We start from the raw sequence: 25,189 nt of genomic DNA, 5'->3' as shown, positions 1-25,189 counted from the left end.
CCGGGTTTCCAGGTCTCCATCCACCCCGGGTCAGAGTCCACCCGAGTCGTAGCTGGAGGGCACGTCCACGTGGAAGGCGAGATCCACCGTGCGTTTCTCCGCGGGGGCCAGCTCGAGCTTCCACGTGGCGATGCCGTCCTCCGCGGCCAGTGCGTAGCCCGCCGTCGTCTTCTTCGCGTCCAGCTCCACCGTGACGTCGTCCAGCTCGGACACGGGGACGTGCTCAGCCAGCTCCAGCTTCTCGGGAGCCTTGCGGTAGTTGGCCACCTCGAAGCGGTAGGCGTAGCGGAAGCGCCGCTTGCCGCCGAAGAGCCCTTCCTCCCGCTGCACCTCCTCCACCACCTTGCGCTCCACGCGCAGGCCCTCCTCGATGCCGAACGTCAGCTCGAAGGGCGCGCCCTGGGCCACGCGCTCCAGCGGCTGGCGGCCGAGGAAGCCCGTCTTCCGGAACGCATCCAGCTCGCCCGGCAGCAGAGGGAAGGGCGCGGTGTTGGTGAGCCGCGCCACGCGGAACACCACCGGGTACAGCTTGGGCACCGTGCGCCACGAGAAGGAGGCCTGCATCCGCGTGCGAGCCACTCGCAGCCGCATCTCCGTGCCGTCTCCCGGCACGTCCGACCGTTCTGGCACGGCGAGCTGCACGGAGAGGCCTTGAGCCGTGGCTTGCAGCGAGTCGCCGCTCGCGGGCGCGGTCGTGCCCTCCGCCGAGTGCTCCTGGTACTCGTCGCGCCGCACGAGCACCTTGCGCTCTTCCTTCCGCGCCTCGGAGAAGACCCTCAGGGGCCGCAATTCCGGTGGCGTCGCGTTCTCATCCGGCAGCGCGGTGGAGAGCAGCAGCCGTGCGTCCTTCCAGTCCTCGCCGGTGGACTGCTTCACGGTGGCGTAGGTGGACAGCTCCACCGCCCGGCCCTGCTCGTCGGCGTGCGCCTCGTAGGAGGGCTGCCAGGAGGCTCCGCCCATCATGTAGCTGAGCTCCACCCGGGCCTCGGTGCCGGCCGGACAGTCCAGTTGCACCTCCACGAGGCGGTCGGTGCGCTGGGAGGCCGCCTGCGTCCTCACCTCCTGCACGCGGATCTCGCTCAGGGCGCGCTCGGCGACGCGCACCTTCGCCGCCTGGGCCTCCTCTTCGGCCACGGCGCGCAGCCGGAAACTCAGCGCCGTCTCGAGCGCACTCGCCCACGTGCGGGTGTCCGGCTTCGGCAGGGCGAACTCCTGGCGGATGCGTGCGAGGGCCACCTCCAGGAGGCTCTTGCCCAGGGCGTCCAGCGCGTGGGTGCGCGTCTTGTCATCCTGCAGCACGCCCAGCGCTCGCTGCTGCTCCACGCGCTGCTTCTCCAGCCGCTCCTGCTCGGCGCCGTAGCGTGTCTGGCGCGTCTGCTCGGAGGCCAGGAGACCCTCCACGGTGCCGCGATCCACGCGGGCGCGGAAGCTGATCGGATCCGCCGCGGGGGGGAGTTCCTCGAAGCGTGCCAGGGTGTTGCGTCCCTCGCACGACACCGTCTGTGCGCGCGTCACCTGGGCTCGATCCGGGTAGACGACGACGGAAGTGACAGAGGAGGAGGCGCCGAGCACCCACAACGTCAGGGGCAAGGTGTGCAGGAGCATGAGGCCATGGTGGGGCAGCTCCACCCGGGCTGTCACAAAATGGTTGCCGCCACTCATTCCGCTCGGGGAGCCCCTGTTTTTCCTCTGGGAATGCCCTTGCGTGGGAGGCCCCGTCCCCATCTTCCCACCCAGGGCGGACTCGGCGCCGCGGGGGCTCCCCTGCCCTGGGGGGCAGCGGGCCGTCAGGCACTGCGCGGTGCTCGCGAGCGCTCGTCCGCTCATGGACGGCCATGCGCCGCGAGGGCTGGAACGCCGTTCCCGCGATCGCACCATGAGGACCGTCGAAGGGAGCAGCACATGGATTTGGACCGAGCCAGGCGACTCGCGTGGGTGCTTTGCGCCAGCCTCGTGGCGAGTTGCACATGCGGGAGGGATGCGGGCACTGGGGGCAGCGGTCCGCTCGCGGAGGACGCGGCTCAGGTCGGGGGTGCCAACGGACGGCGCGTGGCGCTCGAAATCACGGAAGCCTTCGTGAAGGGCACTGGCCAGGCGGCACCTCGGACCTCCTTTCTCTCTCCCGAGGAGAAGATCACCGTGCGCGCGCGGCTCATCAACGCGCCCGATGGGACGGAGGACCGCATCCGATGGACCGTGCGCCCGGTGGGGCCGCACACCGGTCCCGCGGTTCCGGCCACCTTCGTGGGGAAGGAGCTCTCCTTCCAAGGCAGCTCGTCGAACGGGCGTGCTGGCAGCCGGCAGCCCAACCCTCCGCTGGAGTACGAGGTGATCGCCTCCGCCAAGGTGGAGGGGCAGACGCTCGAGGCCCGCCTTCCGCCCACCTCCTTCATCCGCCAGGACGAGCCGGACATCGTGAGGCAGGAGTACGCCGATTACGGCACGAGCTTCCAGCCGCGCCTGGCGCAGATCTCCATGCCCCGGCGCGCGATCCTCAACACGGGCAACTATGCCTTCATCGTCGAGGAGGACGAGGGGAAGCTGGAGGAGCTGCTCGCCCAGGTGGAGCAGGAAGCGAACCGCATCCTAAATGACGACGTGCAGGAGCAGAAGGTGAAGACCCGAGGGCTGAGGCCCGACACGGTGGTGGTCTCTCCGGGGCCCTCGGTGCTGGAGGTCGGGCCGCTCGGAGACACGGAGCCTCAAGGGGACGATGTCTGCGGAGGGCCTCGGGTGAAGGGGGCCTGCGCCGGGCCCATCCTCGCGGGCCGTAACGGCATCGCCGAGACGACCGCCAACAACCGCAAGGTCCGGGTGGACCTCTCGCAGCTCGTGACCAGCGCCTACCGCAACCCGCAGCGCAACCGGGCCGTTGGCTCCAAGTCACCCGACAGCCGCCATACGCGGGGCCGGGCGCTGGATCTCGATCCGCGCGCGCTCACCGTGCCGGGCAAGGACTCGCGCCAGCTCATGTGCGTCCTCGAAGCGGCCGGAGACCGCATCGTCGGTTCGGGCAACTCGTTCACCGAGCGGGGCTCGGCCACCTTCCTCGACTGCAACGACGTGGCGGCGGACCACGTCCACATCCAGCGCTGAAGCGCGCGAGGAGCTCCCCATGAAAGCCTCTTCCCTCTCTTGCGCCCTCATGATGCTCCTGCCCTGGTGGGCCGAGGCCCAGCCTCCTCCCCGCTCTGCTCCCCCGGTACCCCTGTCCGCCGCCGCGCGCGAGGCGATGCAACTGGCTGAGCAGGGCTGCCAGTCCGATGGGTACGATGAGGACCTGTGCGAGCGGGCCATCTCCCGGCTGGAGGCCTCGGTGCGAGAGAACCCGGCGCAGTTGGAGGTGCGGCTGGCGCTCGCGCAGGCGTGCTGGAACCGCGCCTTCCAGGAGCGTCCGGAGTCCCGCTCCCGGCAGAACTGGCAGAGGCGCTCCATGGACATCTTCCAGGAGCTGGCGGATCGGAAGGTGGCGGATGCGCGGCCGTACTACGAGCTGAGCGTGCGGCAGAAGGACGACGCCCGGCGCATGGCGCTGCTGCAGAGGACGGTGGAGCTGAACCCGCGGCACGCTCGCGCCAACCAGGATCTGGCCTGGGGGCTGCTCCGGCAGGGGAAAACGGATGAAGCGTCCCAGGTCTACCAGCGGCACCTGCAGGTGAGCCCTGTGAGGGACAGGCAGGAGGCTCGAGAGAACCTGCGGTTCGCCGGGGCATTGGCTCAGGCCCAGCGGCCTCGGCAGGCCGCGCAGGTGCTGGAGACGGTGATGGATCAGATGCAGGGCGAGCGCCGTGCCGAGCGCTGTCTGCTCCTGCAGTCCGCGGATCCGCGGCTCGCCAAGGCACGGCCCAACGTGAGGCGTGCGCTCCAGGAGCTGCGTCCCTATTGCACGGACATGGAGCACCTGGATCGGGCGGTGGACCTGGAACAGCAGGGCCGGGTGGACGAGGCCGTTACGGAGCTGGAGCAGCAGATGGCCGCCAACCCCAAGCCCGAGGAGACGTACGTCATGCTCGAGCGCCTCTATCTGCGCAAGGGCCAGCCCGAGAAGGCGGCCGAGGTGACGACGCATTACCTGCGCTCGGAGCCGGATGCGCGCGAGAAGTGCGAGCGCTTCCAGCGGCTCTCACCGCTCACGCTGAGGGCCATGGACACTTCGACCCTGGAGGCGACGCGGCGGCAGTGCGGTCAACGCTGAGTCGCGACACGGACGAGGAACCTGTCCCAAGAGCGCTTGCTCAGAGTGACACACCCTCCGCGAACATCTCCGCCCAGTTCGCGCGGATGAAGGCACGGTCTCGCTTCGAGGGACGGAGACTGCGGGGGCCTTCCGAGCGCAGGTCGAGGTTCATCCTCTCCAGCCAGTGATCGATGGAGCCCCACTCCTCTTGAACGAAAGCGCGGTTCAAGGACAGCCAGTGGATCGCCACCGCACGGTAGATCCGCCAGGACAGGGCGCCGAGAAAGAGGGGGTCGATCCCCACGTACAGCCCCTTCGCTCCGGGCAGCCCATATTCCTCGGGGCGGCCCGTATGGCGAATCCCATGGCACTGCCTCCCCCGGACGAAGTCATTCAGCCTGTGCATCAGCCGGCCGAGCGCGGGCTGCGGCGCGTAGAAGACGATCTTGTCCGGGCGGCGGTAGCTCTGCCGGAACGCCTTCAGCTCCGTGCGCCCGGCGAAGATCTTGAAGCCGTTGCACACCCCGACGAGATCCGGCGACTGCGCGAGCGCCGACACCACCGGCCAGAACGATCGGCGCCCTACACACAGATAGACCTTGGGCAGCCATGTGTTGGGCTCCACCTTCAGGTCACCGCTGATGCGAGCCCAGTGCTCGTTCACGCTGAGCCGGTCTCCAAAGGTCCGCCCCAGCGTGGCGAGCAGCTCCTTTCGCTTCGCCCTGGCCGTGTCGAGGAAGTGAGGAGAAGCAAACCCATCCACGAGTGGCCACACATACGGAATCAAGTCACCCTCCTTCCTCAGAGCCCCAATGACGCGAGCACCGGACCATAGGGAGCTCGCAGCCGCTCCCGGACCTTCCAGGCCCTCCGGTACTCCGTGCCGCTCAGGGCTGCATGGGCCTGCTCCAGGAGCGCTTCGAAGGTGGCGGGTCTCCGGTCGATCCTCGGGTGCGCACAGGTCCGGCAGAGCTTGTAGAAGCGCGCATACCGTTCCCCAAACTGCTCCCGGAAGAGCTTCCAGCTCTTCGACAGCGGCGTCCGGATGTGCAGCCTCTTCAGTGCTCCCATCGCGCACGCGGGCAGGATTCCCAACTGGTACACGATGGCCGCCTCCTTCACACTCTCCCCCTTGAGCTTCTTGCGGACGAGCGTCACATGCTCGGGGGCCGTGAACTTGAGCGAGTAGGGCACCTTGTCGACGAGATAGGCGTCCTCGCTCGTCAAGGGGAGACAGCCCTCGAGATCGATGATCCGCACGTCCTGGACTCCGGGCCTGCACACCACGTTCGCGAACTTGATGTCCGTGTAGAGCCATCCCCGGCGGCGGATGGCCACGAACTGCTCGAGCAGGAAGAGCCACGCGCCGATCAGCTGGCCCGGGGTGAATGGGTAGTACCCCAGCCAGCGTCCCGCATAGTGCGTGGCGAGGATCGGATCCGCGTAATCCCCCACCAGGACCTTGCGCTCCTCCTCGCTGAGCACCGCGGTCTGGGGAACCGCCAGGCCCTCCAGCTGCTGGAAGAATGACAGATCATTCCCTCGGATGCGCCGGATGACCAGCGTGCCCTTGCCGGGGATGGCCACGAAGGCGTGTCGTCTCTTCTCCAGCTCCTCGGCGAGGAGCCCCCAGTTGTTGCTCATGCGATCTCGAAGAGCAGCTCGCGCAGCGTGTTGCGCTGGAACGAGAGTCCACCCAGCTCCACGGACCAGTGGCCTCGCATGAGGCGGGAGGACAGGAAGTCATCAAAGGATGCAGCGGAGTCCTTGCCGCGCCCGAGCTGCCGGGCGGAGCGGAGGACGGCGTCCGCCTCAGCGCGATCGCGCCGGGAGACCATCCGCTCCCACGGAGGCTGGAGCGTGCGAGTGATTTGCTCGGTCGTCTTGCGCGTCAGCCTGACGCCGTTTCGTGACAGGCCAATGCTCGGGACGTGGAACCGAGCCAAGTGGCTGTCGGGCGCGAACAGCTCCCGCCGGGACACGAAGGCGCCCCGGCGGCCGAGCGTCTTCATCCACTTGTCGAACTCCTGATCCACCTGGGCCAGCGCCGCCTCGGCCCCGGTGGTGCGCGAGCGGGTACACAGCCGCCGAAGGGCCTGCTCCAGCTCGAGGAGCATCTTGTCAACCGCTCGCAGTGCCCCGCTCGGAGCGCCAGCACGGCCCGTATCAAAGGAGATCCGCGCGTCCTTCAGGGCATGCTGCAACTGCAAGAGCCAGTAGGCCCGGGCCTGGAGCTCCCGGCGAAGGCGGACCCGCTTCACCGTGGCGGGTCCTTGCTCGCAGCCGACGCCGACCCCCCGGCGGGCCAACGCCAGGAGGAACGCGCGGATGTCGTGCTCCTCGAGAGAGGTCGGCACGGAGTCCATCAGCGAGGGGATGTCAGGCAGGGCGCAGAATGACTCGAAGAAGCGATCGTGCATCCCCGTCGTCACGAGGAGCTCCCGCCAGCGCGAGCTGGACTCCTCGGTCGAGGTGCGGAACGACCAGAGCCTCCGCCGCAGACAGTTGAAGCTCGAGTCGTCCGTGTGCCGGTCCTTCCAGTCGGCGTCGAACCCCAGCAGCCCGAGGAACACCTCGAGTTGCCGGGTCCCGGCGCGATACCCAAGTGAGGTCAGCACGCTCGCCGGGTTGAACAGCCCCTTCAGCCCCACCGAGTCGTTGGCGATCGAGGGCTCGTCCACGCGCTGTACCGCGATGTCCGGAAGAAGGAGCGCGTCCGCGAACCAGAAGCAGAAGGCCTCCGTGAGGTAGCCCCAGTCGAGGAAGTGCTCGCGAGTGCCCAGCGGGTTGAGCCGGCCGGTGAAGAAGGGCTCCCACAGGATGATGTGGCAGAGCTCGTGCGCGAGCTCGACGAACCACAGGATCGCGACCTTGATCTGCGACAGATCGGGGCGGGTGGGTGTGCCCGGCAACACGCGCCTTGGGACGTAGAGCCGTTGCCCGAGCGGGTTCCACTCCTGGATGTCGCGGATCCCATCGTGGTGCACCGGAGCGGTGAAGGGGATCGTCTCCAGCGCGCCGAGCAGCGCGGGGTACCACTCCTGGAGCAGGGGAAGCGGTGCGCGGTTGCGCTCCCGTTGCATCGGGAGCAGGGTCGGCAGCGTCGCGAGTTCCTGCACGAGCTGTGTGCTCGCTAGCGTCCGTGGGTTCATCCGCATGCGCATGGCATCCTTCGAGCTGGAGAAGGCACCAGGGCCGCGGAGGCATGCCCTGGCGGACCTTCAAGACCGCACGCAAGCGCCGCGGCGGATCAGCAGGTGCTGCCAAAGCGGCCGGTATTGCCCTCGAAGCGGGAGTACGTCACGTAGTTCGAGGTGTCAGGATCCTTGTTGCCGCCAACGACCTGCTCGAGCTCTACCATCGTCAGCTTGCGGATGCGGGACTTGGCATCGGCCTTGGTGGTGGACTTCTTCTTCGGGGTCGAGGTCTTGTTGCTCCCGCTCTTCGCCATACGGTGTTCCTCCGAGAGTCTCCTGCCATGCCCAGATGGGCAAAAGCATCGTAGGGCCGTTATTCGAGAAACCTCAAGGCAAGCATGAAAACATTGGGAAACCCATGGGTCCATGTGGCGAGGGGTGATGCGAGATGAGCGGCTCCGAGTCACTCCTCGCGGTGGCGAAGCGGATCCTGGATTCTCCTCGCGAGGCGCCTGCGAGTTGGGGTGGGTTGGCGTACGGACTCGAGGGCTGGGCCTGGGTGCTGGGAGGACTGTCGCGAGCAGGGCTCTTCCATCCGGCGCCCGCCGTGATCGACTGGCTCTACGAGCGGATGTGCTCTGCACCGCCACCGGGTGAGCTGCCCCACGCAGCGGCGCTGGAGGGCCCGTTCGGGCAGCTCGTCTCGCTGGCCGCGCTGGCGAAGCTGGCCCCGCGCTTCCGAGCGCTCCTCCATCAGCGGTTGAGGCTCTTGGAGGACGTTGCTCCGCCACAACTGCCCGACCTCTCGAAGGGGGCTCTCGGCGGCATTTCGGCGCTCTTGAGCCTGACGGGAACCTACCGACTTCGGGTTTCCCCCAAGGTGTTCGACGCGTGGGCAGGCTATGGCGTCGAGGTGGCCGAGGCGCTCCTCGACACTTCCCCGAAGGAGGGCATGTTCCTGGGGCTGCTGCACGGGCTTGCGGGGGCAGTCGCCGTGGTGGAGCGGCTTCATCGGCGGCGGCGGCTCCGCTTCATCCGCGCCTTCCGCCGTCATGCCGTATCGATCCTGATGCAGTCCACGCGGCCCACGGAGGGCAGTGCGAAGGCGTGGCCCCTCATGACCCACAACCCGGAGCTCACCTTCTTCGCGACGTGCTCGGGAGTGCCTGGCATCACCGCGGGGCTCTGCGCCGCTCGGTTGTGGAGCGGCTGGGCGGGGTACGACGCGCCCATCGCCCTGGGGCTCGAGATGCTGGGGGATCCGCGGGTCCGCCGCTCCTACCTGCCCGCGCACAGCTTGTGCTGTGGACAGACAGGAGAGGCGCATGCCCTGGCGTGGATGGGCCACCTCACCGGGAACCCACGGCTGCTGAGGCGTGCGCGTCGCGTGCACGCGGAAGTCTCCCTGGCGGATGTGAAGAGCGAGGCCCGTACCCGCAAGCGCGAGCGCACATTGTTCGTCGACGAATTGGGCTGGCTCTACACCGGCCTCCACCTGCGCCACCCCGGCCGACTGCCGTACGCCGCCCTCTGTTGAGGCTCAGGCGTACAGCGTGAGGGGCTGGGAGGGCCCATGCACCTGGACGAAGGATTGGATCGAGATGCGGTCTCCCCGAGAAAAGCCGCGCACCGCGTGGGGCCGTCCGGAGTCCAGGAGCACGAGGTCTCCCGGCTCCGGCCGGATGACGTGGTCGGGAGGGCCGAGGGTCTCGTGGATGATCTCCTGGACTCCTGGCTTGAAGGCCGAGCCCGACAGCAGCCGGAAGAAGGTATTGGAGACATTGTCCGCCGCCGGGCGGAGGTTCCAGAGGGAGAGCTCACCTCCGGAGCGGGGGACGCGCAGGTAGATGTTCGCGCTCAGGTTCCGGGGCTTGTCCGGCAGGGCCAGGTCATCGACATGGCATGCCCCCCACTGCTGCGCGACGCCCTCGAGCAGGTGCTCCCTGCGCATCACTCGCATCACCCCGACGAAGAGCTTCTTGCCCTCGGAGTCGGCCAGGTGGGCACCATGAGGCCAGAGTTCGTCCAGCTCGAGCCGCAGGCGATCCACGGGGGAGACATAGGGGGCGAACGCGGCGCGCAGGCGGCGCAGGTTGGGGAGCGCCTCGCGGAAGTACCGCGCGAGCCCCGCTTGGCTCATCTCCGCGACCTGCACGGGAGTGCCGAGCAGGTAGTTCATGTCGGTCTTGTCTCGCCCGAGCCGCCAGTTCTTCGCCGCCCGGGTGTCGAGCCCGCGGACCGCCCGGTGGGCGTGGGCCCTGGGACAGAAGCCAGGGATGTGGATGGCCACGGCGCGGCCGTTGACGAGCTCCTGGACGTTGCGGGCGGTGAGCTCGTTCGCGCGGATGAGCCGGGCCTTGTCGAAGCGCAGCTTCGAGCGCTCCTCGCGCATCCAGCGGGCCACGTCGGCGTCAACACCTGTGTCCATGTCACTCTCCCGGCCGCATCCTCGACGGCGCCTCGCATGAGGGTCTTCAAGAGCTCCGGCCTTGTCAATTGTGGGTCCGTGAAACGCGGTGCTACCGTCGCTCGCGACGAGAGGTCGATCGATGTCCCATCCCGACGTGCTGTCCGTGCTGTTCGGCCCTGAGATCGGACCCCGCTTCCTGAGCGAGCACTGGCCGCTGGAGCCCTGTTGGTATCTCGGGCCCGCCTCTCGCCTGGCCGACGTCATCGGCCTGCCGTGTCTCCAGTCCCCCGCGGCGCTGCTGGAGCTCCCCGTCTCGCGGGTCACCGTGCAGGCGAACACGAAGGTCCTCAAGAGTCTCTACGGCAAGGAAGGACTCAGCGGTGCCGAGCGCGCGGAGCTCAGGGCGCTCTACGAGGCGGGCTTCCAGCTCTACTTCCACGAGCTCGAGGCCCTGCCGGAGCCACTGGAGCATCTGCTCGAGCAGGTGGCGCAAGCACTCGGGATTTCCCGGGGGATGCTCAGCGTCAACGCCTTCGCCTGCATCGCGGGCTCGAAGAACCCGCCGCCCCTGCACTGGGATCCGAGCGAGAGCATCCTCCTGCAGTGCGTGGGGTCCAAGCGCTGGAAGCTGGCGCGCAATGACTTCTTCCCCTTCCCGACCTTCAATCACCTGTTCGGTTCGCCTGTCCCCTCCGAGCATCGGGATGAGCTGGAGGCCGAGTACCCCTCCACACCTCCTCGTGTCGAGGAGCTCGTCGTCCGGCCGGGCGCGGCGATCTTCGTGCCTCGCGGTGCCTGGCACTGCGCGATCGCCCAGGAGGAACCCTCTCTCCACCTGGATATCAACATCAAGGCTCCCAGCCTGTCCTCGGAGATGGGGCGATGGATCCACAGGCGGCTGCGGCGACACAGGGCCTTGCGCCAACCGCTCACCCGCAACATGGCTCCCGCGGAGCTGGAGGAGACCCTGGCGGTCGCCCGGCGGACGCTGCAGGAGATGGCGGAGGAGCTCAGTGTCGCGGATCTCGTGCGATTGGGCATCCTCGGGCTCCAGAGCTGGCCCTACAGCTATCGCCGCACCCGGGAGGCTCGCGTCTCGCTCTCGGGAGAGCGCACCCTGAAGGTCCAGCTCGATGGCGAGTCATGCGAAGTGAAGGTCCCCGCCAGGGCCCGCTCCGTCGCGAAGTGGATCATCGAGCGCGACGCGGCCCGCCCGTTCGGCGTCGGCGAACTGCCCCCTTCCGAGTCGGAGCAGGAGATCCTCCCGCTGCTCGATCTCCTCGAGGACCTGGGCGTGCTCCAGCGTCTGAAGGCGAAGGCGAGCCCTCGGCGCCGGGCGAGCCGGTAGCCGCCCATCGTCTCTGGGCCAGGGCGATCTCTTCCAGGGAGGAATGCTGCTCGGCGTCGAGCGGCCCCGCCTCGATGGCTCGCGCGATGCCACTGTGGAGCTGTTGGGGTGTGCCGGGCGAGATGAGGAGCCCGTCGAGCTCGGGGCGCATGAGCGCGTAGCGGTAATAGTCCGCGTGCTCGGGGATCCAGTACCCATGCCCCCTGCCCAGTCGCGCCCACGCCGCGTCCGGGAGTTTTCCGGCGGAATTGTCGAAGTTGTAGACGAGGGATCGGCCCTGCGCGGTGCCGCGCCGCTCGAAGAAGGGGAAGAGTTGCTGGCGCGCACCTGGGTGCGCGGGGTTGTAGCGGATGAACGCGATGTCGACCTCACGCCACAGGATGGCGCTCAGCGCGAAGCGGCGGTTGTGGAACGAAGCGCCCACCGCGGGGGGCGTGGGCTCTCTCCGTTTCGACGCGTGCTCCTGGGCGAAGCGGCGCGCGGTCTCCAGGCGTGCCATATGGCCGTGAGCCCCCACACCCGCGACCACGGCCACGTCGACGTACTTCAGCTCCGGTGCCCCCTGGAGGAGCTCGGCGAGAGACGCCTCGAAGAAGCCGGTGTGCTCCACATAGCTCACCACCGAGATGACGAGGTCCTGTCTCTTCGCGGGGCGGCCGCGGAGGTAGCGCCTCAATCCCTCGAGGGTGTTCCGGTACCAGACCGCATGGAGGTCCGTGGACAGGAAGAAGAAGTTGATCCCGAACTCGATGGCCGCCGCCACCGTGCGCGGGTCGATGACCCAGCCGAGGCAGTACGGGCTGACGGAGAGGCCCTGACCCAGCGGGAGCCGCTCCTTGGAACTCGGGAAGGTGGTTCGTGTGGGAGGTAGCTTGCGCATGGGAGCACCCTGCGCAAGCTACCTCAACTCACCTCACTCAGCGCCGCTTCGCGCGGCTCCGGGCGAGCGCGGGCCGGCGGCGCATGAGCAGCGCCAGCGCCACGAGCACACCCGCCGCGATCACAGGCATGCCTCCGCTGGCGGAAGCACCGCAGCCCTGGGGCTGGCCGAAATCACCCGGCTCCTGCCCCGTGCCGTCCGGCAGCGTGGTGGTGTTGCTCAGCGGGGGAGTCACCACCGGCGTCGTGCCAATGCCCGTCGTCGGCGGGGTCGTGTCCGGCTGCTCGGCCACCGGAGGCGTGGAGGAGGGAGGCGTCTCCGGCACGGGCGTCGCCACCGGCGGGGTGACGGGGGCCGGCATCACGTCCTCCAGCGTCGAGCCCATGGCGAAGCCATCGTGGTAGACGCTGGCCGTCTGGGAGATGGAGGCATCCCGGTACAGGCCCAGCTTGAGGTAGTTCTTCTCGCTGCCGAACTGCGTGGCCACCAGCGTCTTGGGCACCACGAGCTGGCCGTTCTTGTACAGCTCCACGAATCCCTCCTTGGAGCTGGCGGACCACTTCACGTGCAGCACGAAGTCGTTCCACTGGCCACGCACCAGCGGGGCGCGCCAGAGGATCTTCCCGGAGCTGCCGCCCACGCGCATGCGCATCTCCTCACCCGTCAGATAGAACTCCAGCGGGGGAGAGCCGCAGCAGCCGTCCTGGTGCCACTGCGCGAAGACCTGCCACGTATTGGAGGTGGGGTAATTCTGGGGGAAGAGCGTGCTCCACTTGTAGAAGTACTCCTTCCCCGGCGTTTCACGGCTCAGGTAGAGCAGCTCGTTGCGGTTGCCGCTGGCGGAGATGGGGTTGTCACCCTTCTTCACGGTGGCCTTGAGGGCATAGCGGCCCTCACGCACCACATCCGAGACCACCAGGAGGCGATCCGAGGAGACACTCTGCTGACGTGACCATTGCGAGAGGTTTCCAGTCTCGAAGTCTCCCTTCCACAGGGTGGAGGCGGAGGCGAGGGTGGGCACCAACAGGAATGGCAGGAGTCGGAGGAAACGCGTCAATGAAGCTCCTTTCGTTCTTGAGCGTCCTCGGACAAATGGAGCGCGGAAGTCCTTCCCGGTGCACTCGGCTGCCAACCCCCTGGCGAGCGGGGCCCGATTGGGGCGCCGGCACTCCGAGCGAGGAAGCACGGGCTCCTCCGACTCGTGCTTCACCGAGGGAGCACGGAACTCCTCTGATTCCCAACGAATGCGCGCCGTCCTCGCGGGTGTAGGTGGAGAACTACAGGCTCGAATTGCCTGGGAGTTTCCCGGCCGTCTGCCCTCCGGGCGGGCACGTGGAGCTCGTGGGTGGAGCGAACGGGGAACGGCCTGACAGTTCGTCTGCTCAGCGCTTCGAAAAGCGCCGCTGGGGCCGGGAGCCCGTGCCATGCTCGGCGTGGACTCTTCCTGGAGGGGGTGGTGATGAGCCCTGCGTCCCCGCGCAACATGAGTGATTACGAGGCCGTTTACCGCTCCTTCCAATGGGAGCGCCCCGAGCACTTCAACTTCGCCACGGACGTCATCGACCGGCACGCCCGGGAGCGCCCCGAGGCCCTCGCGCTGCTGTGGTCCGATGAGGCCGGCAACGAGCGGCGGTTCACCTTCGCGCAGCTCCGGCAGTACTCGCTGCACGCGGCGCAGTTCCTGGCGAGCCTCGGCATGCAGCGGGGCGACCGGGCGTTCGTCCTCATGCCCCGGGTGCCGGAGTGGTGGTTCCTGGTGCTGGGCTGCATCCGTTCCGGGATCGTCTTCATGCCTGGCACTCCGCTGCTCACGACGAAGGACATCCGCTACCGGCTCTCCGTGTCGGACGCGCAGGCGGTCATCACGGATGCGAGCCTGCTGGACCGCTTCGAGGGGCTGGTGGGCACCGGGAGGGTGGAGAACTGGATCGTCCACGGGCATGCGCCCTCGCCCTGGGTGCAGTACGAGCCGGGCTCGGGGACGGGCGTGCACGGGCTGAGCTTCGAGCCCACCCGCGCGGATGATCCGATGCTCATCTACTTCACGTCGGGCACCACGGGCATGCCGAAGATGGTGCTCCACACGCAGGCGAGCTACGGGCTGGGGCACGTGGTGACGGGCCGCTACTGGCTGGATTTGACGCCGGAGGATCGGCACCTGACGCTGTCGGACACGGGCTGGGCCAAGTGCGCGTGGGGCAAGCTGTTCGGGCCGTGGAGCCAGGGCGCGTGCAATGTCGTCTACGACTTCCGAGGCCGCTTCGACGCGGCGAAGATCCTCAAGATGCTGGCGGCGCAGAAGGTGACGACGTTCTGCGCGCCGCCCACGGCGTGGCGAGCCATCGTGCTGCAGGACCTGTCGAAGTTCGACCTGTCATCCATCCGGCACGCGGTGAGCGCGGGCGAGCCGCTCAACCCCGAGGTCATCGACACGTGGAAGCAGGCCACGGGGCTGCACATCCGCGAGGGCTACGGGCAGACGGAGACGGTGATGGTGGTGGGCATGTTCCCGCCGTTGGAGCCGCGCCCGGGCTCCATGGGCAAGCCCTCCCCGGGCTTCACGGTGGCGGTCATCAACGACCAGGGTCAGGAGGTGCCCGTGGGGCAGGAGGGAGACATCGCGGTGCGGGTGGCTCCGGAGCGCCCGGTGGGCCTGTTTCAGGGCTATCTGAATGACGAGAGCGCCAACCAGGCGTGTCGCCGCGGGGATTGGTACGTGACGGGGGACCGGGCGGTGAAGGACGCGGACGGCTACTTCTGGTTCGTGGGGCGCGCGGACGACGTCATCAAGACGTCGGGCTACCGGGTGGGGCCGTTCGAGGTGGAGTCGGCGCTGCTAGAGCACGCGGCGGTGGCGGAGTCGGCCGTCATCGGCGTGCCGGACGAGCGCATCGGCCAGCGCATCAAGGCGTACGTGGTGCTGGCGCCGGGGCACGTGGGCTCGCCGGAGCTGGCGATGGAGCTGCAGGAGCACGTGAAGCGGACGACCGCTCCTTATAAGTACCCGCGCGAGATCGAGTTCGTCACCGAGCTGCCCAAGACGGTGAGCGGGAAGATCCGCCGCGCGGAGCTGAGAGGTACGGCGAAGCCCTCATAGGCCCCCAATTCATCCAGGGCATGCGGGCCACTGCCCGTGGCCTCCCCATTTCTGACGAGGTTGTTCTTACGGCCAGTAGCGGACGGGCAACGCACTCAACTCCCGAGGTAGGAGGGCTTCCCCGGGCTTCGAGCCCTCGTTCTTGATGGTGAGTCCGTACTGGTCTCCCAGGACGAAGCAGACGAGAAAGCGGCGTCCATCCGGCAGCAGGGCCTCGTTGTAGCGGCCCAGCACAACTTCCCTCCCCTCCTTCTTGAGTCCCTCCGTCCAGAGCTGCCCATACAGGAGGGTGCCGTCGGGGAGCGGGCCCCTCGACGGGTACTTCACCACCTTGCTGATGATGCGCCCTGGGCGATAGGTGCCCTCTTGCGGCTGCTCTCCAGGCTGGTTGATGTCGACGATGACGCTGTAGCCACCCCGGTTGAAGAGGTCCATCTCCTCCATGTTCCGAACAGCTTCCGCAGGGCAGTCCTCCGGCAGAGGCCGCACCTGGGCCGCAGTGCATCCGACGCTGAAGGTGGCGCATAGCCAGGCGGCGGTGGCCCTCACGGGCCGGGAGTTGCTGAGTGTGGACACGAGTGAGTTTCCTTTCGCGGATGCTGCAGGGAGAGGCGGGACGGGAGTGCGCCACACCTGCAAGGCGACCCAGAACAGCAGAAGCAGCAGGAGCGAGCCCGTCCCAAGAGCGATTCTGCGCCATCGCTGCTTGCGGCGGTCAGCTTTCTCATCCTGGATGCGCAGGTCCGCCTCCATCTGCTGAACGGCGGTGGAGAACTGCTCCAGTGTCTGCGCCATGGAGAGCTCCTGCGCCTTCTGTTTTTGCGCCTCCTGAGCCCGGCGCTCCGTCTCCTGCTGGTGAAGTCGGCGCTCCTCCTCCTCGCCCTGGGTCATGGGCATAGGGCCCTCGGGAGGCATGGCCAGCGGCATCTTCCAGGTCTGCGTGGAGCGCTCCTTGTTGGCTTCCCACAGCGCCTGCAGCAGCACCTCGGCACTCTCGTACCGGTCCTCCGGGCGCTTCTCGAGCAGACGCAGGACGATGCGGCTGAGCGACTCCGGCACCGCCGGGTTGAGGCGATGGGGGGCCCGGGGGACCACCGTCTGAATGGCCGTGAGCAATTGCTTGTCCGGCAGTCGTGCGTCGAAGGGCCAGCCCTCTGTCAGCGCCTCGTACATGAAGATGCCTACCTGGTAGAGGTCGCCGGCCACCGTTGCGTCGAAGCGCGCTCCTTCCTTCCAAGTGCCCTCGCGCAGGAAGGCAACGCACTCGGGTGGCAAGGCATGGGGCGTCCCCGGAGCCAGCCCCACGGTGAGGGTGGAGCCACCCGGCAGCCACGCGCTCCCCAGGTCCACGAGCGTGGGCCGTCCGCCCTCCGGGACGATGACGTGTTCGCTCTTGAAGTCGCGAATGAGGATGCCGTGGGCATGCAGGGCTGCCACCACGCGAACCACGGCGATGAAGACGTCGACCAGCTGAGCAGCAGTGGGCCGGGCATGCTCCCGCCAGTCATGGAAGGGCTCACCGGGCACGAAGTCGGTGACGATGTAGAGGTAGCCCTTCTTGGGATGGGGCCATCGACCGATGCCCCGAAGGTGCGGCAGGCCGTCGACACTGGTGTTGGCCAACAGGACGGCGCCCTCATGGCGCATGCGCCCATCCACCTGTCCTTCCTCCCGGAGTTTCTCGGGCGTGGCCTCGGAGAGTTCCGGCGGCGGACGTACGGCCATCTTCAACGTGAAGAACTCGCCTTCGAGTTCCGCTTTGAAGGCGTGGCCAAAGCTGCCGCTGCCCAGCGATTCGACAATCTGCCAGGGGCCTACCATGTCCCCTGGCTTGAGCTGGTCGGGGTGAAAAGCTTCCGTCATCATGGGCGGGGCCTCCTACTTCGTGATCAAGTTGATGGAAATGCGGCGCTCACCGCTGCCGTCCACGAGCGTCACGCTGAAGGCCTTGCCAGCCAGCCACGGCGGAGTCTTCACCTCCACCACCACAAACCCTTCATCACCAGGAGCCAACTGCTCGGGCTGCATCTGCACCGAGAGCACTTTCACTGCCACTCCGTCTGGGCCGGTGACGTGCGCCTGCTCCAGCACCCACAGCTTCTGGCCCGGGCCGTTGCGCAGATGGATGGCGATCAGCGCTGAGAACTGGCCCCGATAGCCCAAGGGCAAGTGTGCCTTGAGCCCATGGCTCTCGGCTGCTGGGGATTCCACCACCAGCTTGACGGGGCCGCTCTCCTCGCTGAGCCACTCGGAGATCATGAGCCCCCCGGGGCCATTGCCCGCGTACCGGGCCTTGAGCTCCTCCAGCTCCGCTTCCTTCTGGGTGAGGGCCGCGCGCAGGGCCTCGGGAGTATCCGCTCGCCGATCCACCTCCACCTTGCCGTCCATCACGTCGCCCTTGGAGACGACGGCGATGACGGCCTTCGCAGGCAGAGCGCGATCCTTGAAGCCGACCTGGACGATGAGCTTCTCGCCCACGTCCGCGAAGGGCTCCAGCATGAGGAAGTGGTCACTGACTTCAGCCCACTTGAAGCGGCTCTTGTCCACCACGAGGCTGCTGGGGTCCAGGCTCGCGTTGAAGAACGCCGTGGTGAGGTTGCCGGCGGCCACGTACAGCTCGAGCATCGGCTCGGCGGGATGGGGGGGCAGCACGGCGCGCCGATCCTGCCGCCGGCGGGTGGGGGATTGAGGCTGGGCCAGGGCGGCGCTCGCCACCAGGCCCAGGGCGAGCAGTGACCACTTCATGGGTAGTGCCAAGGAAGCAGAACCTCCGAGGTCACCACCCTAGCAGATGTGTGGCACAGCCGAGCCAATAGGTCAGGTCGAATCAGGGAGGCAGCGGACCGAAGGCTTCCGCGGGGAGAAGACGGAGCTGGCCGGTGGCGGGATCGGTCCACCGCCAGGCGAGCCAACGCCAGGCTTCCGGAGATGCATGAAGGACGCGGCCTGTCGTCTCATCGATCGACACCGTTTCCTCCAGCGGAAGCAGATAGGCAGACCAGGAACACTGGCCTGTGGAGGCGTCCCACACCTTCAGGGCCCTGTCCAAGATGGCGCTGGAGAGCAGGTGCCGGCCGTCGGGACTCCAGGCGCAGGCAATGATCCACCACGAATGCCCGGAGAGGGTGCGCAGGCATTCTCCCGACGAGGCGTCCCACACCTTGAGGGTCTTGTCCAAGGAGCCGGAGAGCACGCGCTGGCCGTCGGGACTCCAGGCACAGGTGAAGACGGGGCCACCATGTCCGGAGAGGGTGAGGAGGCATTGGCCCGAGGAGGCGTCCCACACCTTGAGGTTGTTGTCGTAGCCGCCGGAGAGCAGGTGCCGGCCATCGGGACTCCAGGCGCAGCCTTGGATGGAGGCGTTATGTCCGGAGAGGGTGCGCAGGCATTGTCCCGAGGAGGCATCCCATATCCTGAGGACTCCGTCGTAGCCGCCGGAGAGGAGATGCAGGCCGTCGGGACTCCAGGCGCAGCCTTCGACTTCGCGCTTGTGTCCGAGGAGTGTGAGCAGACATTGGCCCGAGGTGGCATCCCACACCTTGAGGGAACTGTCATGGGAGCCTGAGAGCACGCGCCGGCCGTCGGGACTCCAGGCGCAGGTGTTGATCTTGTCGGTATGTCCGGAGAGGGTGAGCAGGCATTGACCCGAGGAGGCGTCCCACACCTTGAGGGACTCGTCCAAGGAGCCTGAGAGCAGGCGCTGGCCGTCGGGACTCCAGGCGCAGGCGAGGACCCAGGATTCATGCTCAGAGAGGGTGAGCAGGCATCGGCCCGAGCAGGTGTCCCATACCTTGAGGGAGCCAGAGAGGGAGCCTGAGAGCAGGCGCTGGCCGTCGGGACTCCAGGCGCAGGCGAGGAGCCAATCCGCATGTCCGGGGAGGACGAGCAGGCATTGTCCCGAGGAGGCGTCCCACACCCGGAGGGACGTGTCGAAGGAGCCGGAGAGCAGGTGCCGGCCGTCGGGGCTCCAGGCACACGCGTCGACATAGGAGGAATGTCCGGAGAGGGTGCGCAGGCATTCTCCCGAGGAGGCGTCCCATATCTTGAGGAAGCCGTCTTCGGGGCCGCTGGAGAGCAGTCGCTGACCGTCGGGGCTCCAGGCGCAGGCACCGACTCCGCCGTCATGTCCGGAGAGGGTGCGCAGGCACTGTCCCGAGGAGGCGTCCCACACCTTGAGGGTGCCGTCTCCAGAGCCGGAGAGCAGGCGCTGTCCGTCGGGACTCCAGGCGCAGTCATCGACTGAGTAGGTATGTCCGGAGAGAGTACGCAGGCATCGGCCCGAGGAGGCGTCCCACACCTTGAGGGTGAAGTCATCCGAGCCGGAGAGCAGGCGCTGGCCGTCGGGACTCCAGGCGCAGGAGACGACGGCGGCTTTGTGTCCGGAGAGGGTGAGCAGGCACTGACCCGAGGAGGCGTCCCACACCTTGAGGGTGGTTTCTTCGACGCCGTTGAGCACGTCCACGAGGCTCTTTTCGGCGCAGCCGGCGAGCAGGTACCGGCCGTCGGGACTCCAAGCGCACGTCTTGACCGCGCCGTCATGGCCCGAGAGGGTGAGCAGGCACTGGCCCGAGGAGGCGTCCCACACCTTGAGGGTCTTGTCGTAGGAGCCGGAGAGGATGCGCCGGCTGTCGGGACTCCAGGCGCAGTCCAGAACCGCGAAGGCATGTCCCGAGAGGGTGAGCAGGCATTGTCCCGAGGCGGCGTCCCATATCTTGAGGGAGTGGTCTTCGGAGCCGGAGAGCAGACGCCGGCCATCGGGACTCCAGGCGCAGGTGCGGACATGCTCTGCGTGGCCCAGGTCCAGGGTGAGTGAAACACCCGGGCCTGGCGAGGGAGTGGGGCCGTCCCTCACGGCCGCCGCTCGGGGCTCCCAATCCTCGGGAAGGCGGGCCTCGGCGAGCTTCGTCCGGATCCATTGGCCTCCGTGCAAGCGAGTTCCCAGGAGGTTGGCGTCTTCCAGCGAGCCCTCGTGCCACTTCACTCCCTGGAGATCGGCCTCCCGGAGGCTGGCGCGGGGAGCTGTCACGTTCATGAACAGGGCCTGTCGTGCCTGCGCGCCGTCCAGGAGGGCCTCGGTGAGGTCCACATCGTCCAGGCGGGCGCGGTGGAGCCGAGCGCCCGAGAGATCCGCTCCAGCCAGGGAGAGCGGTCGCGCGGGGTCCGCGCCGTGGATGTTCCATCCCGCCAGGTTCGCGCCCGCGAGCTTCACCCGCGTGGGTGCAGGAGTGGGCCATCCTTCTTCGAGTGCGACCAGCCAGTAGCGGAAGGCCAGCCTGGCGGCGCTCACCGTCTCTCCGCCCAGAATGGCTTCCAACGTGCGCAGGGCCGTGGGTTGTTGCGGATCGACTGCCAGCATCTCGCCCAGGAACGCAAACGTCCCCCAGGAGAGGTTCGGCAGAGCCGCCCAGCGCTCTGTCCGGCCCTCGATGAGAGCGCGTGCGAGGTAGGAGGCGAGGAAGTAGTCCTGCAGAGAAGGGTGGGCGAAGCGGAAGTACTTCGTGCCCGGGGTGGGCCGCACCAGGAAGGTGGCGGTGCGCAGATCCGCCTGGAGGACCGTCCGGTCCTTGTGCACGCAGGCCTCGGCGAGGGATGGGTTGTTCTCGAGGTACGTGTCGAGCCATCCCTCCAGGCGATCCGCGTTCCACCACAGGGTGCGCTCCAGCTTGAGCGCGGCGGCCAGATCTTCCATGAGGCGGCGCTTGTGGTCCGGAGCAAGCTGGTGCTTCCCCTCATCCCGGCTCAGCCACGCGCGGACGATGAAGTCGTACAGCCGCGCCGAATCCACCTCGCCGCCCTGGGTCTGGAACTTCTCCCACTCTCCGAGGAGGCCGCTGATGAGGTGGAGCAGGTACGGCCGCGATGCGAGTTCCTCGAGATCAAGGATGGAGGAGATCTGCTCGAATGCTGCGGCCCCCCGCTTCGCATCACCGAGGAACAAGAACAGATGGTTGCGGATCTGGTTCTCGTTGAAGGGCAGCAAGGAGAGGCCGGGGAACCGGCCAGAGCCGCTCGTCTTCCGCTCAGCGCCCGCGAGAAGCAGGGTCTGGCCTCGCGGGTCCCGGAAGGCGTGGGTGCGGCAGGAGATGAGGAGCTTGCCCCGGTGTCTTTCCTCTGGATGCGAATCTCCGTCCTTCGCGGCATCGGGCAGGACGTCCCAGAGGGTGCGGATGAAGGCACGGGCCCGCTCCGGGGACAGATGGACGAGCTTCTCGTCCAGTCCATCGAAGAGGAGGATGGCTCCCTCTTCGCGCACGAGCCGCAGTACCTCCTGGGCACTGACGCGCTCGCGCACCCTCCCGCTTCGCTGGAGCACCTGGTCGAGCAGCTCTTCGATGGTGGGGACGGTCTCTGGCGTCTCGCCGACGTAGAGGCGGAGATCCACGTAGATGGGGAGCGGCAGGGTGGGATCGTCCTGACGCTTCCTCAACAGGTGGAGGGTGAATGCCTTGAGGGTGGCGGTCTTGCCGCTGCCGTACTCTCCCAACAAGGCGAAGAACGGCGGCCCGGCGCGGTGGGCGGCCCAGGATATGAGCACCCGGAGTGCGTCGGCTGTCTTGGCCCGGGAGGCGGGCGCGCTCTTCTGCGTGCCGAGCCGCTCCAGGTCCTTCAGGACGATGGGCCGGCCCGGGACGCGCTGAAAGTGAGGAACCGGCTCCGGGACTGGCAGATCATCCGCGATGGCTTTGGCGCTCCGCATCGAACAGCTCCGGTAGCATTCGCAGGGCACTCAGCGTAGCGAACTCCTCTATCACACCCCCGGTGCTGCGATGCCTGGGGAGTCCCCCAAGGGGAGCTGCAGCTTCAGTGGGAGAGTGCTTCCAGGCGGCTCAGCCATTCCGCGAAGTGCGGACACGTCTGGCGAATGGCGGTCAGTCCAATCCGTCCCAGCGCCAACGAACCGAAGGCGGGTTTGTCGTAACCGGGAAAGAGTTGGAGCAGGCGCTTGGAAGGAGCCGTCTCAGGGGAGTCGTTGATGTGCTCAGGCGTCTCGAAGGCGCTGCGGATGAAGCGCAGTTGCTCGACCTGCTGGGCCGTGGCGCCCAGCGCGGAGCCCGTCTTCTCTACGTCGCTGAAGAGGAGCGCCTCGAATTCGTGGAGCTGGATATACGGAATGAAGCGACTGTTGTTGATGTCTGCGGACAGGGATTGCTCGAGCTGCGCCACCCACTCATGGATGGGGAGACTCCCTCGAGGTGCTGCAGGGCTTGGGAAGTCCTGTGGGAGTGCGTAGTAGTCGAACATGGTCGACACGAGCGCTCCTGCGTCCTGCTTCAGCCACCCTTCGATGTCCTTCCGGACCTTCTGGTAACGGACGACTCCTCCACGGAAGATATGACCCTTGCGGCGTCCAGTCTCCGCGCTCCGAGCGCTCGCGAAGACCTGATGCTGGCCCAGGTGCGGGGCCAGCAGGTCGCGAACAAAGGTCTCCTCGGTGGGGCCCTCCACGATGATGTTCAGCCGGATCATCGGGTGGGGCGTCCTCCGAAGATGTTCTTCGTCCACATCTCGCCCAGGCTGTAGTCCTCCAGCCAGTGCTCGAACTCCGCGCGCTGGAGGCGCTTGAAGGTCGATGCGCCGCCGGAGCGTTCCACGACGATCAGGTCTTCCAGTTCGAGCTGGTCGATGAGGAGCACGGACTGGGTGGCGATGATGAGCTGGGTCCGGGTGGAGGCACTCCGCAGCAGCGAGGCCAGCATCTGGATGGCGTAGGGGTGCAACCCCAGCTCCGGTTCATCGATCAGCACGGTGGACGGAAGGGTGGGCTGTAGCAGGAGCGTCGCCAGGCAGATGAAGCGCAGGCTTCCATCGGAGAGGTGATGGGCCAGGAAGGGGTAGTCGGAGCCCTGCTCTCGCCACTCCAGGGCAATGGAGTGGGGCTCCAGTGGCGATGGGCGGAGGAGGAAGTCATCGAAGCTCGGCATGACGAGCCGGATGCAATCCCGGATCCGCCCATATTCGGCCGGGCTCTCTGTTTTGAGGCGGTAGAGGAAGGCGGCCAGATTGCCCGCGTCCGCCCTCAGGAAGAGGTTGTCGTTGATGGCGCCGACGCGCTTGACGTTGGCAGCCTCACTGGTGTCGTGGAAATGGTAGACCCGCCAGCTCTGGATGGCTGCTGAGACCTGGGAAGCCATCATCGGGTGATGGCTGCTGGAGCGACTGAAGGTCGCGCTCTCGGCATGGCCCGCAGGACCGGTCCCCGCGGCACCTTGCGTCATGTGGATGCTGGTCTCGTAGGCGAAGATGAGACGATTGTCGACGGTGGGAGTCAGTTCGAAGGAGTAGCTGGTCTGGCCAAATTGCAGTGTCGCTTCGAGCCGGGAGGTCGCTCGTCGTCCGAAATGCAAGAGGGCGTCTGGGCCCCCTTGCTGGGCCACATGGAGTTGGAGGTGTCCCCCAATCAGCTCGTGCAGCAGCTTGAAGAAGGAGATGAAGTTGCTCTTGCCCGCGCTATTGGCACCGATGAGGACGTTGAGGGGGCGCAGCTCCAGTCTCTCTATCGAGCGGATGGACTTATAGCCCGAGAGGGTCAGCGTCTTGAGCGGTTGCATGACCGGAGCGTTTCCTACGTGCGGAGGGAGTGCCCGCGTGGCGAGTGGGCGCGGAGCATAACGGACCCCTCAGGGGCATCCAATTGTGTGGATGCTCCCGAGGTGAGCCCGTCACATCCGCTGCCGTCTCAGCTCCAGTCGGAGTGGACGAAGCCGGCCTCGGGCTTGTCGCGGCGCTGGTAGGTGTGGGCGCCGAAGAGGTCGCGCTGGGCCTGGGTGAGGTTCTGCGGCAGCTCGGGGCTGCGATAGCTGTCCAGGTACGCGAGGCTCGAGGAGAACACCGGCACGGGGATGCCCAGCCGCGCCGCCGTGCCCACCAGCCGCCGCCACGCCGGCGCCAGCTTCGTCAGCACCGGAGCGAACGCGTCCGACACCACCAGGTTCGGCAAGTCCGGCTGCTGGGTGAAGGCCTCACGCAGCGGGCTGAGCAGCTTCGCGCGGATGATGCAGCCGCCTCGCCAGATGCGCGCCATCTCCGCCAGCGACACGTTCCAGTTGTACTCCTTCGAGGCCGCCTGGATGAGCCGCAGGCCCTGCGCGTATGTCACCACACGCGCCGCGTAGAGCGCGTCGTGCGCCCAGGAGGCCAGGTTCGTCTTCTCCTCGTCCGTGAGCGCCAACTGCGGAGCCGGCAGCTTCGCGCTGGCCGCCACGCGCTCGTCCTTCATCGCCGACAGGTTGCGCGCATCCAGCGCCGAGGCGATGGACGGCACCGGGATGCCCAGGTCCAGCGACACCTGCACCGTCCACTTGCCCGTGCCCTTCTGCCCCGCCTTGTCCAGCACCAGGTCCACCAGCGGCTTGCCCGTCTCCGCGTCCTTCTTGCGCAGCACCTTGATGGTGGTCTCCAGCAGGAAGGACTCGGCGATGCCCTGGTTCCACTTCTCGAACAGGTCCGCCAGTCCGTCCGCCGTCAGCCCCAGCCCGCGGCGCAGCACGTCGTACGTCTCCGCCAGCAACTGCATGTCCGCGTACTCGATGCCGTTGTGCACCATCTTCACGAAGTGCCCCGCGCCATCCGGGCCCACGTGGGTGACGCACAAGCCTGACTCGGCTCGCGCGGCGATGGCCTCCACCACCGGGCGGATGATCGCGTACGCCTCCTTCGGTCCACCCGGCATCAGCGACGGACCGTGCCGAGCCCCCTCCTCACCGCCCGACACGCCCATGCCGATGAAGTGCAGGCCCTTCTCCCGGAACGCCTTCTCGCGGCGCTGCGTGTCGTGGAACCACGAGTTGCCGCCGTCGATCAGCACGTCCCCCGGCGACAGCAGCGGCGCCAGTTGGTCCATCATCTGATCCACCGGCGCGCCCGCCGTCACCATGAGCAGGATGCGGCGCGGCCGCTCGAGCATCTGCACGAACTCCGCCAGCGAGCCCGTGCCCTTCATCTCCGGGTGGCCCTCCTTTGCGTGGATGGCGTCGATCTTCTCCGGATGCCGATCCCACGCGGCCACCTTGAAGCCACGGTCCGCGATGTTGAGCGCGATGCTCGCGCCCATCACTCCCATCCCCACCACGCCGAACTGGAACTGACCCGGGGGATTCGTTGCTGCGCTCATACGGTCCTCCTGAGGGCTCCGCCCTGAGC

18 protein-coding genes are annotated in these 25,189 nt (G+C 67.5%); 5 read left to right on the top strand and 13 right to left on the bottom strand.

The features are described 5' to 3' along the window. Positions 1–30: 30 nt before the first annotated feature. Complete coding sequence (locus KY501_RS20880; protein WP_224364970.1) at positions 31–1,662, bottom strand: mucoidy inhibitor MuiA family protein; 1,632 nt, start codon at positions 1,660–1,662, stop codon at positions 31–33. 387 nt (positions 1,663–2,049) lie between these two features. Between KY501_RS20880 and KY501_RS53950 the strand changes: the two genes are divergently transcribed. Both KY501_RS53950 and KY501_RS20870 read left to right on the top strand, forming a co-directional pair. Beyond that, on the top strand, positions 2,050–3,096 hold the full coding sequence (locus KY501_RS53950; RefSeq protein WP_224364969.1) for a D-Ala-D-Ala carboxypeptidase family metallohydrolase: 1,047 nt from the start codon (positions 2,050–2,052) through the stop codon (positions 3,094–3,096). Positions 3,097–3,115: 19 nt separating this feature from the next. Continuing rightward, on the top strand, positions 3,116–4,195 hold the full coding sequence (locus KY501_RS20870) for a tetratricopeptide repeat protein (protein WP_224364968.1): 1,080 nt from the start codon (positions 3,116–3,118) through the stop codon (positions 4,193–4,195). A 40-nt stretch (positions 4,196–4,235) separates the two neighbouring features. On the opposite strand, the gene KY501_RS20865 is transcribed toward KY501_RS20870, so the two are convergent. From KY501_RS20865 to KY501_RS20850, 4 genes are all read right to left on the bottom strand, one after another. Continuing rightward, positions 4,236–4,964: a hypothetical protein gene (locus KY501_RS20865; RefSeq protein ID WP_224364967.1), complete on the bottom strand. Its 729-nt coding sequence runs from the start codon at positions 4,962–4,964 to the stop codon at positions 4,236–4,238. Between the two features lie 14 nt (positions 4,965–4,978). Then, positions 4,979–5,821, bottom strand: a complete 843-nt coding sequence (locus KY501_RS20860) for a hypothetical protein (protein ID WP_224364966.1) — start codon at positions 5,819–5,821, stop codon at positions 4,979–4,981. After that, positions 5,818–7,335, bottom strand: coding sequence for an ImmA/IrrE family metallo-endopeptidase (locus KY501_RS20855; RefSeq protein ID WP_224364965.1), 1,518 nt, complete (start codon positions 7,333–7,335; stop codon positions 5,818–5,820). Before KY501_RS20855 ends, KY501_RS20860 begins: the two co-directional genes overlap by 4 nt. Before the next feature lie 92 nt (positions 7,336–7,427). Beyond that, entirely contained in the window at positions 7,428–7,628 is a 201-nt protein-coding gene (locus KY501_RS20850; protein ID WP_224364964.1) for a hypothetical protein, read from the bottom strand. Positions 7,629–7,762: 134 nt separating this feature from the next. On the opposite strand from KY501_RS20850, the gene KY501_RS20845 reads away from it, so the two are divergent. Continuing rightward, positions 7,763–8,851 (top strand): lanthionine synthetase LanC family protein, encoded by a 1,089-nt coding sequence (locus KY501_RS20845; RefSeq protein ID WP_224364963.1) that lies wholly within the window; start codon positions 7,763–7,765, stop codon positions 8,849–8,851. 3 nt (positions 8,852–8,854) lie between these two features. On the opposite strand, the gene KY501_RS20840 is transcribed toward KY501_RS20845, so the two are convergent. Beyond that, positions 8,855–9,742, bottom strand: a complete 888-nt coding sequence (locus KY501_RS20840) for a 2OG-Fe(II) oxygenase family protein (RefSeq protein WP_224364962.1) — start codon at positions 9,740–9,742, stop codon at positions 8,855–8,857. Between the two features lie 121 nt (positions 9,743–9,863). Between KY501_RS20840 and KY501_RS20835 the strand changes: the two genes are divergently transcribed. After that, the gene (locus KY501_RS20835; protein ID WP_224364961.1) at positions 9,864–11,072 is read left to right on the top strand and encodes a JmjC domain-containing protein; all 1,209 of its coding nucleotides are present in this window, start codon (positions 9,864–9,866) and stop codon (positions 11,070–11,072) included. A 917-nt stretch (positions 11,073–11,989) separates the two neighbouring features. On the opposite strand, the gene KY501_RS20830 is transcribed toward KY501_RS20835, so the two are convergent. Then, on the bottom strand, positions 11,990–13,009 hold the full coding sequence (locus KY501_RS20830) for a polysaccharide lyase family 20 protein (protein ID WP_224364960.1): 1,020 nt from the start codon (positions 13,007–13,009) through the stop codon (positions 11,990–11,992). A gap of 402 nt (positions 13,010–13,411) precedes the next feature. Here KY501_RS20830 and KY501_RS20825 point away from each other — a divergent pair, with 402 nt between their 5' ends. Next, positions 13,412–15,049 carry an acetate--CoA ligase gene (locus tag KY501_RS20825; protein WP_224364959.1) on the top strand — a complete coding sequence of 546 codons (1,638 nt, stop codon included), beginning with the start codon at positions 13,412–13,414 and terminating at the stop codon, positions 15,047–15,049. A 66-nt stretch (positions 15,050–15,115) separates the two neighbouring features. Here the strand turns inward: KY501_RS20825 and KY501_RS20820 are convergent, their stop codons facing one another. The 6 genes from KY501_RS20820 to gnd form a co-directional block, all read right to left on the bottom strand. Continuing rightward, on the bottom strand, positions 15,116–16,915 hold the full coding sequence (locus KY501_RS20820) for a serine/threonine protein kinase (RefSeq protein WP_224364958.1): 1,800 nt from the start codon (positions 16,913–16,915) through the stop codon (positions 15,116–15,118). Positions 16,916–16,927: 12 nt separating this feature from the next. After that, positions 16,928–17,794, bottom strand: coding sequence for a DUF2381 family protein (locus KY501_RS20815; protein WP_224364957.1), 867 nt, complete (start codon positions 17,792–17,794; stop codon positions 16,928–16,930). A gap of 82 nt (positions 17,795–17,876) precedes the next feature. Beyond that, positions 17,877–21,746 (bottom strand): NACHT and WD40 repeat domain-containing protein, encoded by a 3,870-nt coding sequence (locus KY501_RS20810; protein WP_224364956.1) that lies wholly within the window; start codon positions 21,744–21,746, stop codon positions 17,877–17,879. Positions 21,747–21,850: 104 nt separating this feature from the next. Continuing rightward, positions 21,851–22,516, bottom strand: a complete 666-nt coding sequence (locus tag KY501_RS20805; protein ID WP_224364955.1) for a DUF4276 family protein — start codon at positions 22,514–22,516, stop codon at positions 21,851–21,853. Beyond that, positions 22,513–23,598: an AAA family ATPase gene (locus KY501_RS20800; RefSeq protein WP_224364954.1), complete on the bottom strand. Its 1,086-nt coding sequence runs from the start codon at positions 23,596–23,598 to the stop codon at positions 22,513–22,515. Before KY501_RS20800 ends, KY501_RS20805 begins: the two co-directional genes overlap by 4 nt. 128 nt (positions 23,599–23,726) lie before the next feature. Then, positions 23,727–25,160: an NADP-dependent phosphogluconate dehydrogenase gene (gene gnd / locus KY501_RS20795; protein WP_224364953.1), complete on the bottom strand. Its 1,434-nt coding sequence runs from the start codon at positions 25,158–25,160 to the stop codon at positions 23,727–23,729. Positions 25,161–25,189 lie beyond the last annotated feature (29 nt).

Origin of the sequence: Hyalangium versicolor (assembly GCF_020103695.1) — a bacterium.
GTDB lineage: Bacteria > Myxococcota > Myxococcia > Myxococcales > Myxococcaceae > Hyalangium > Hyalangium versicolor.
This window is presented reverse-complemented; position numbering and strand designations above follow the sequence as displayed.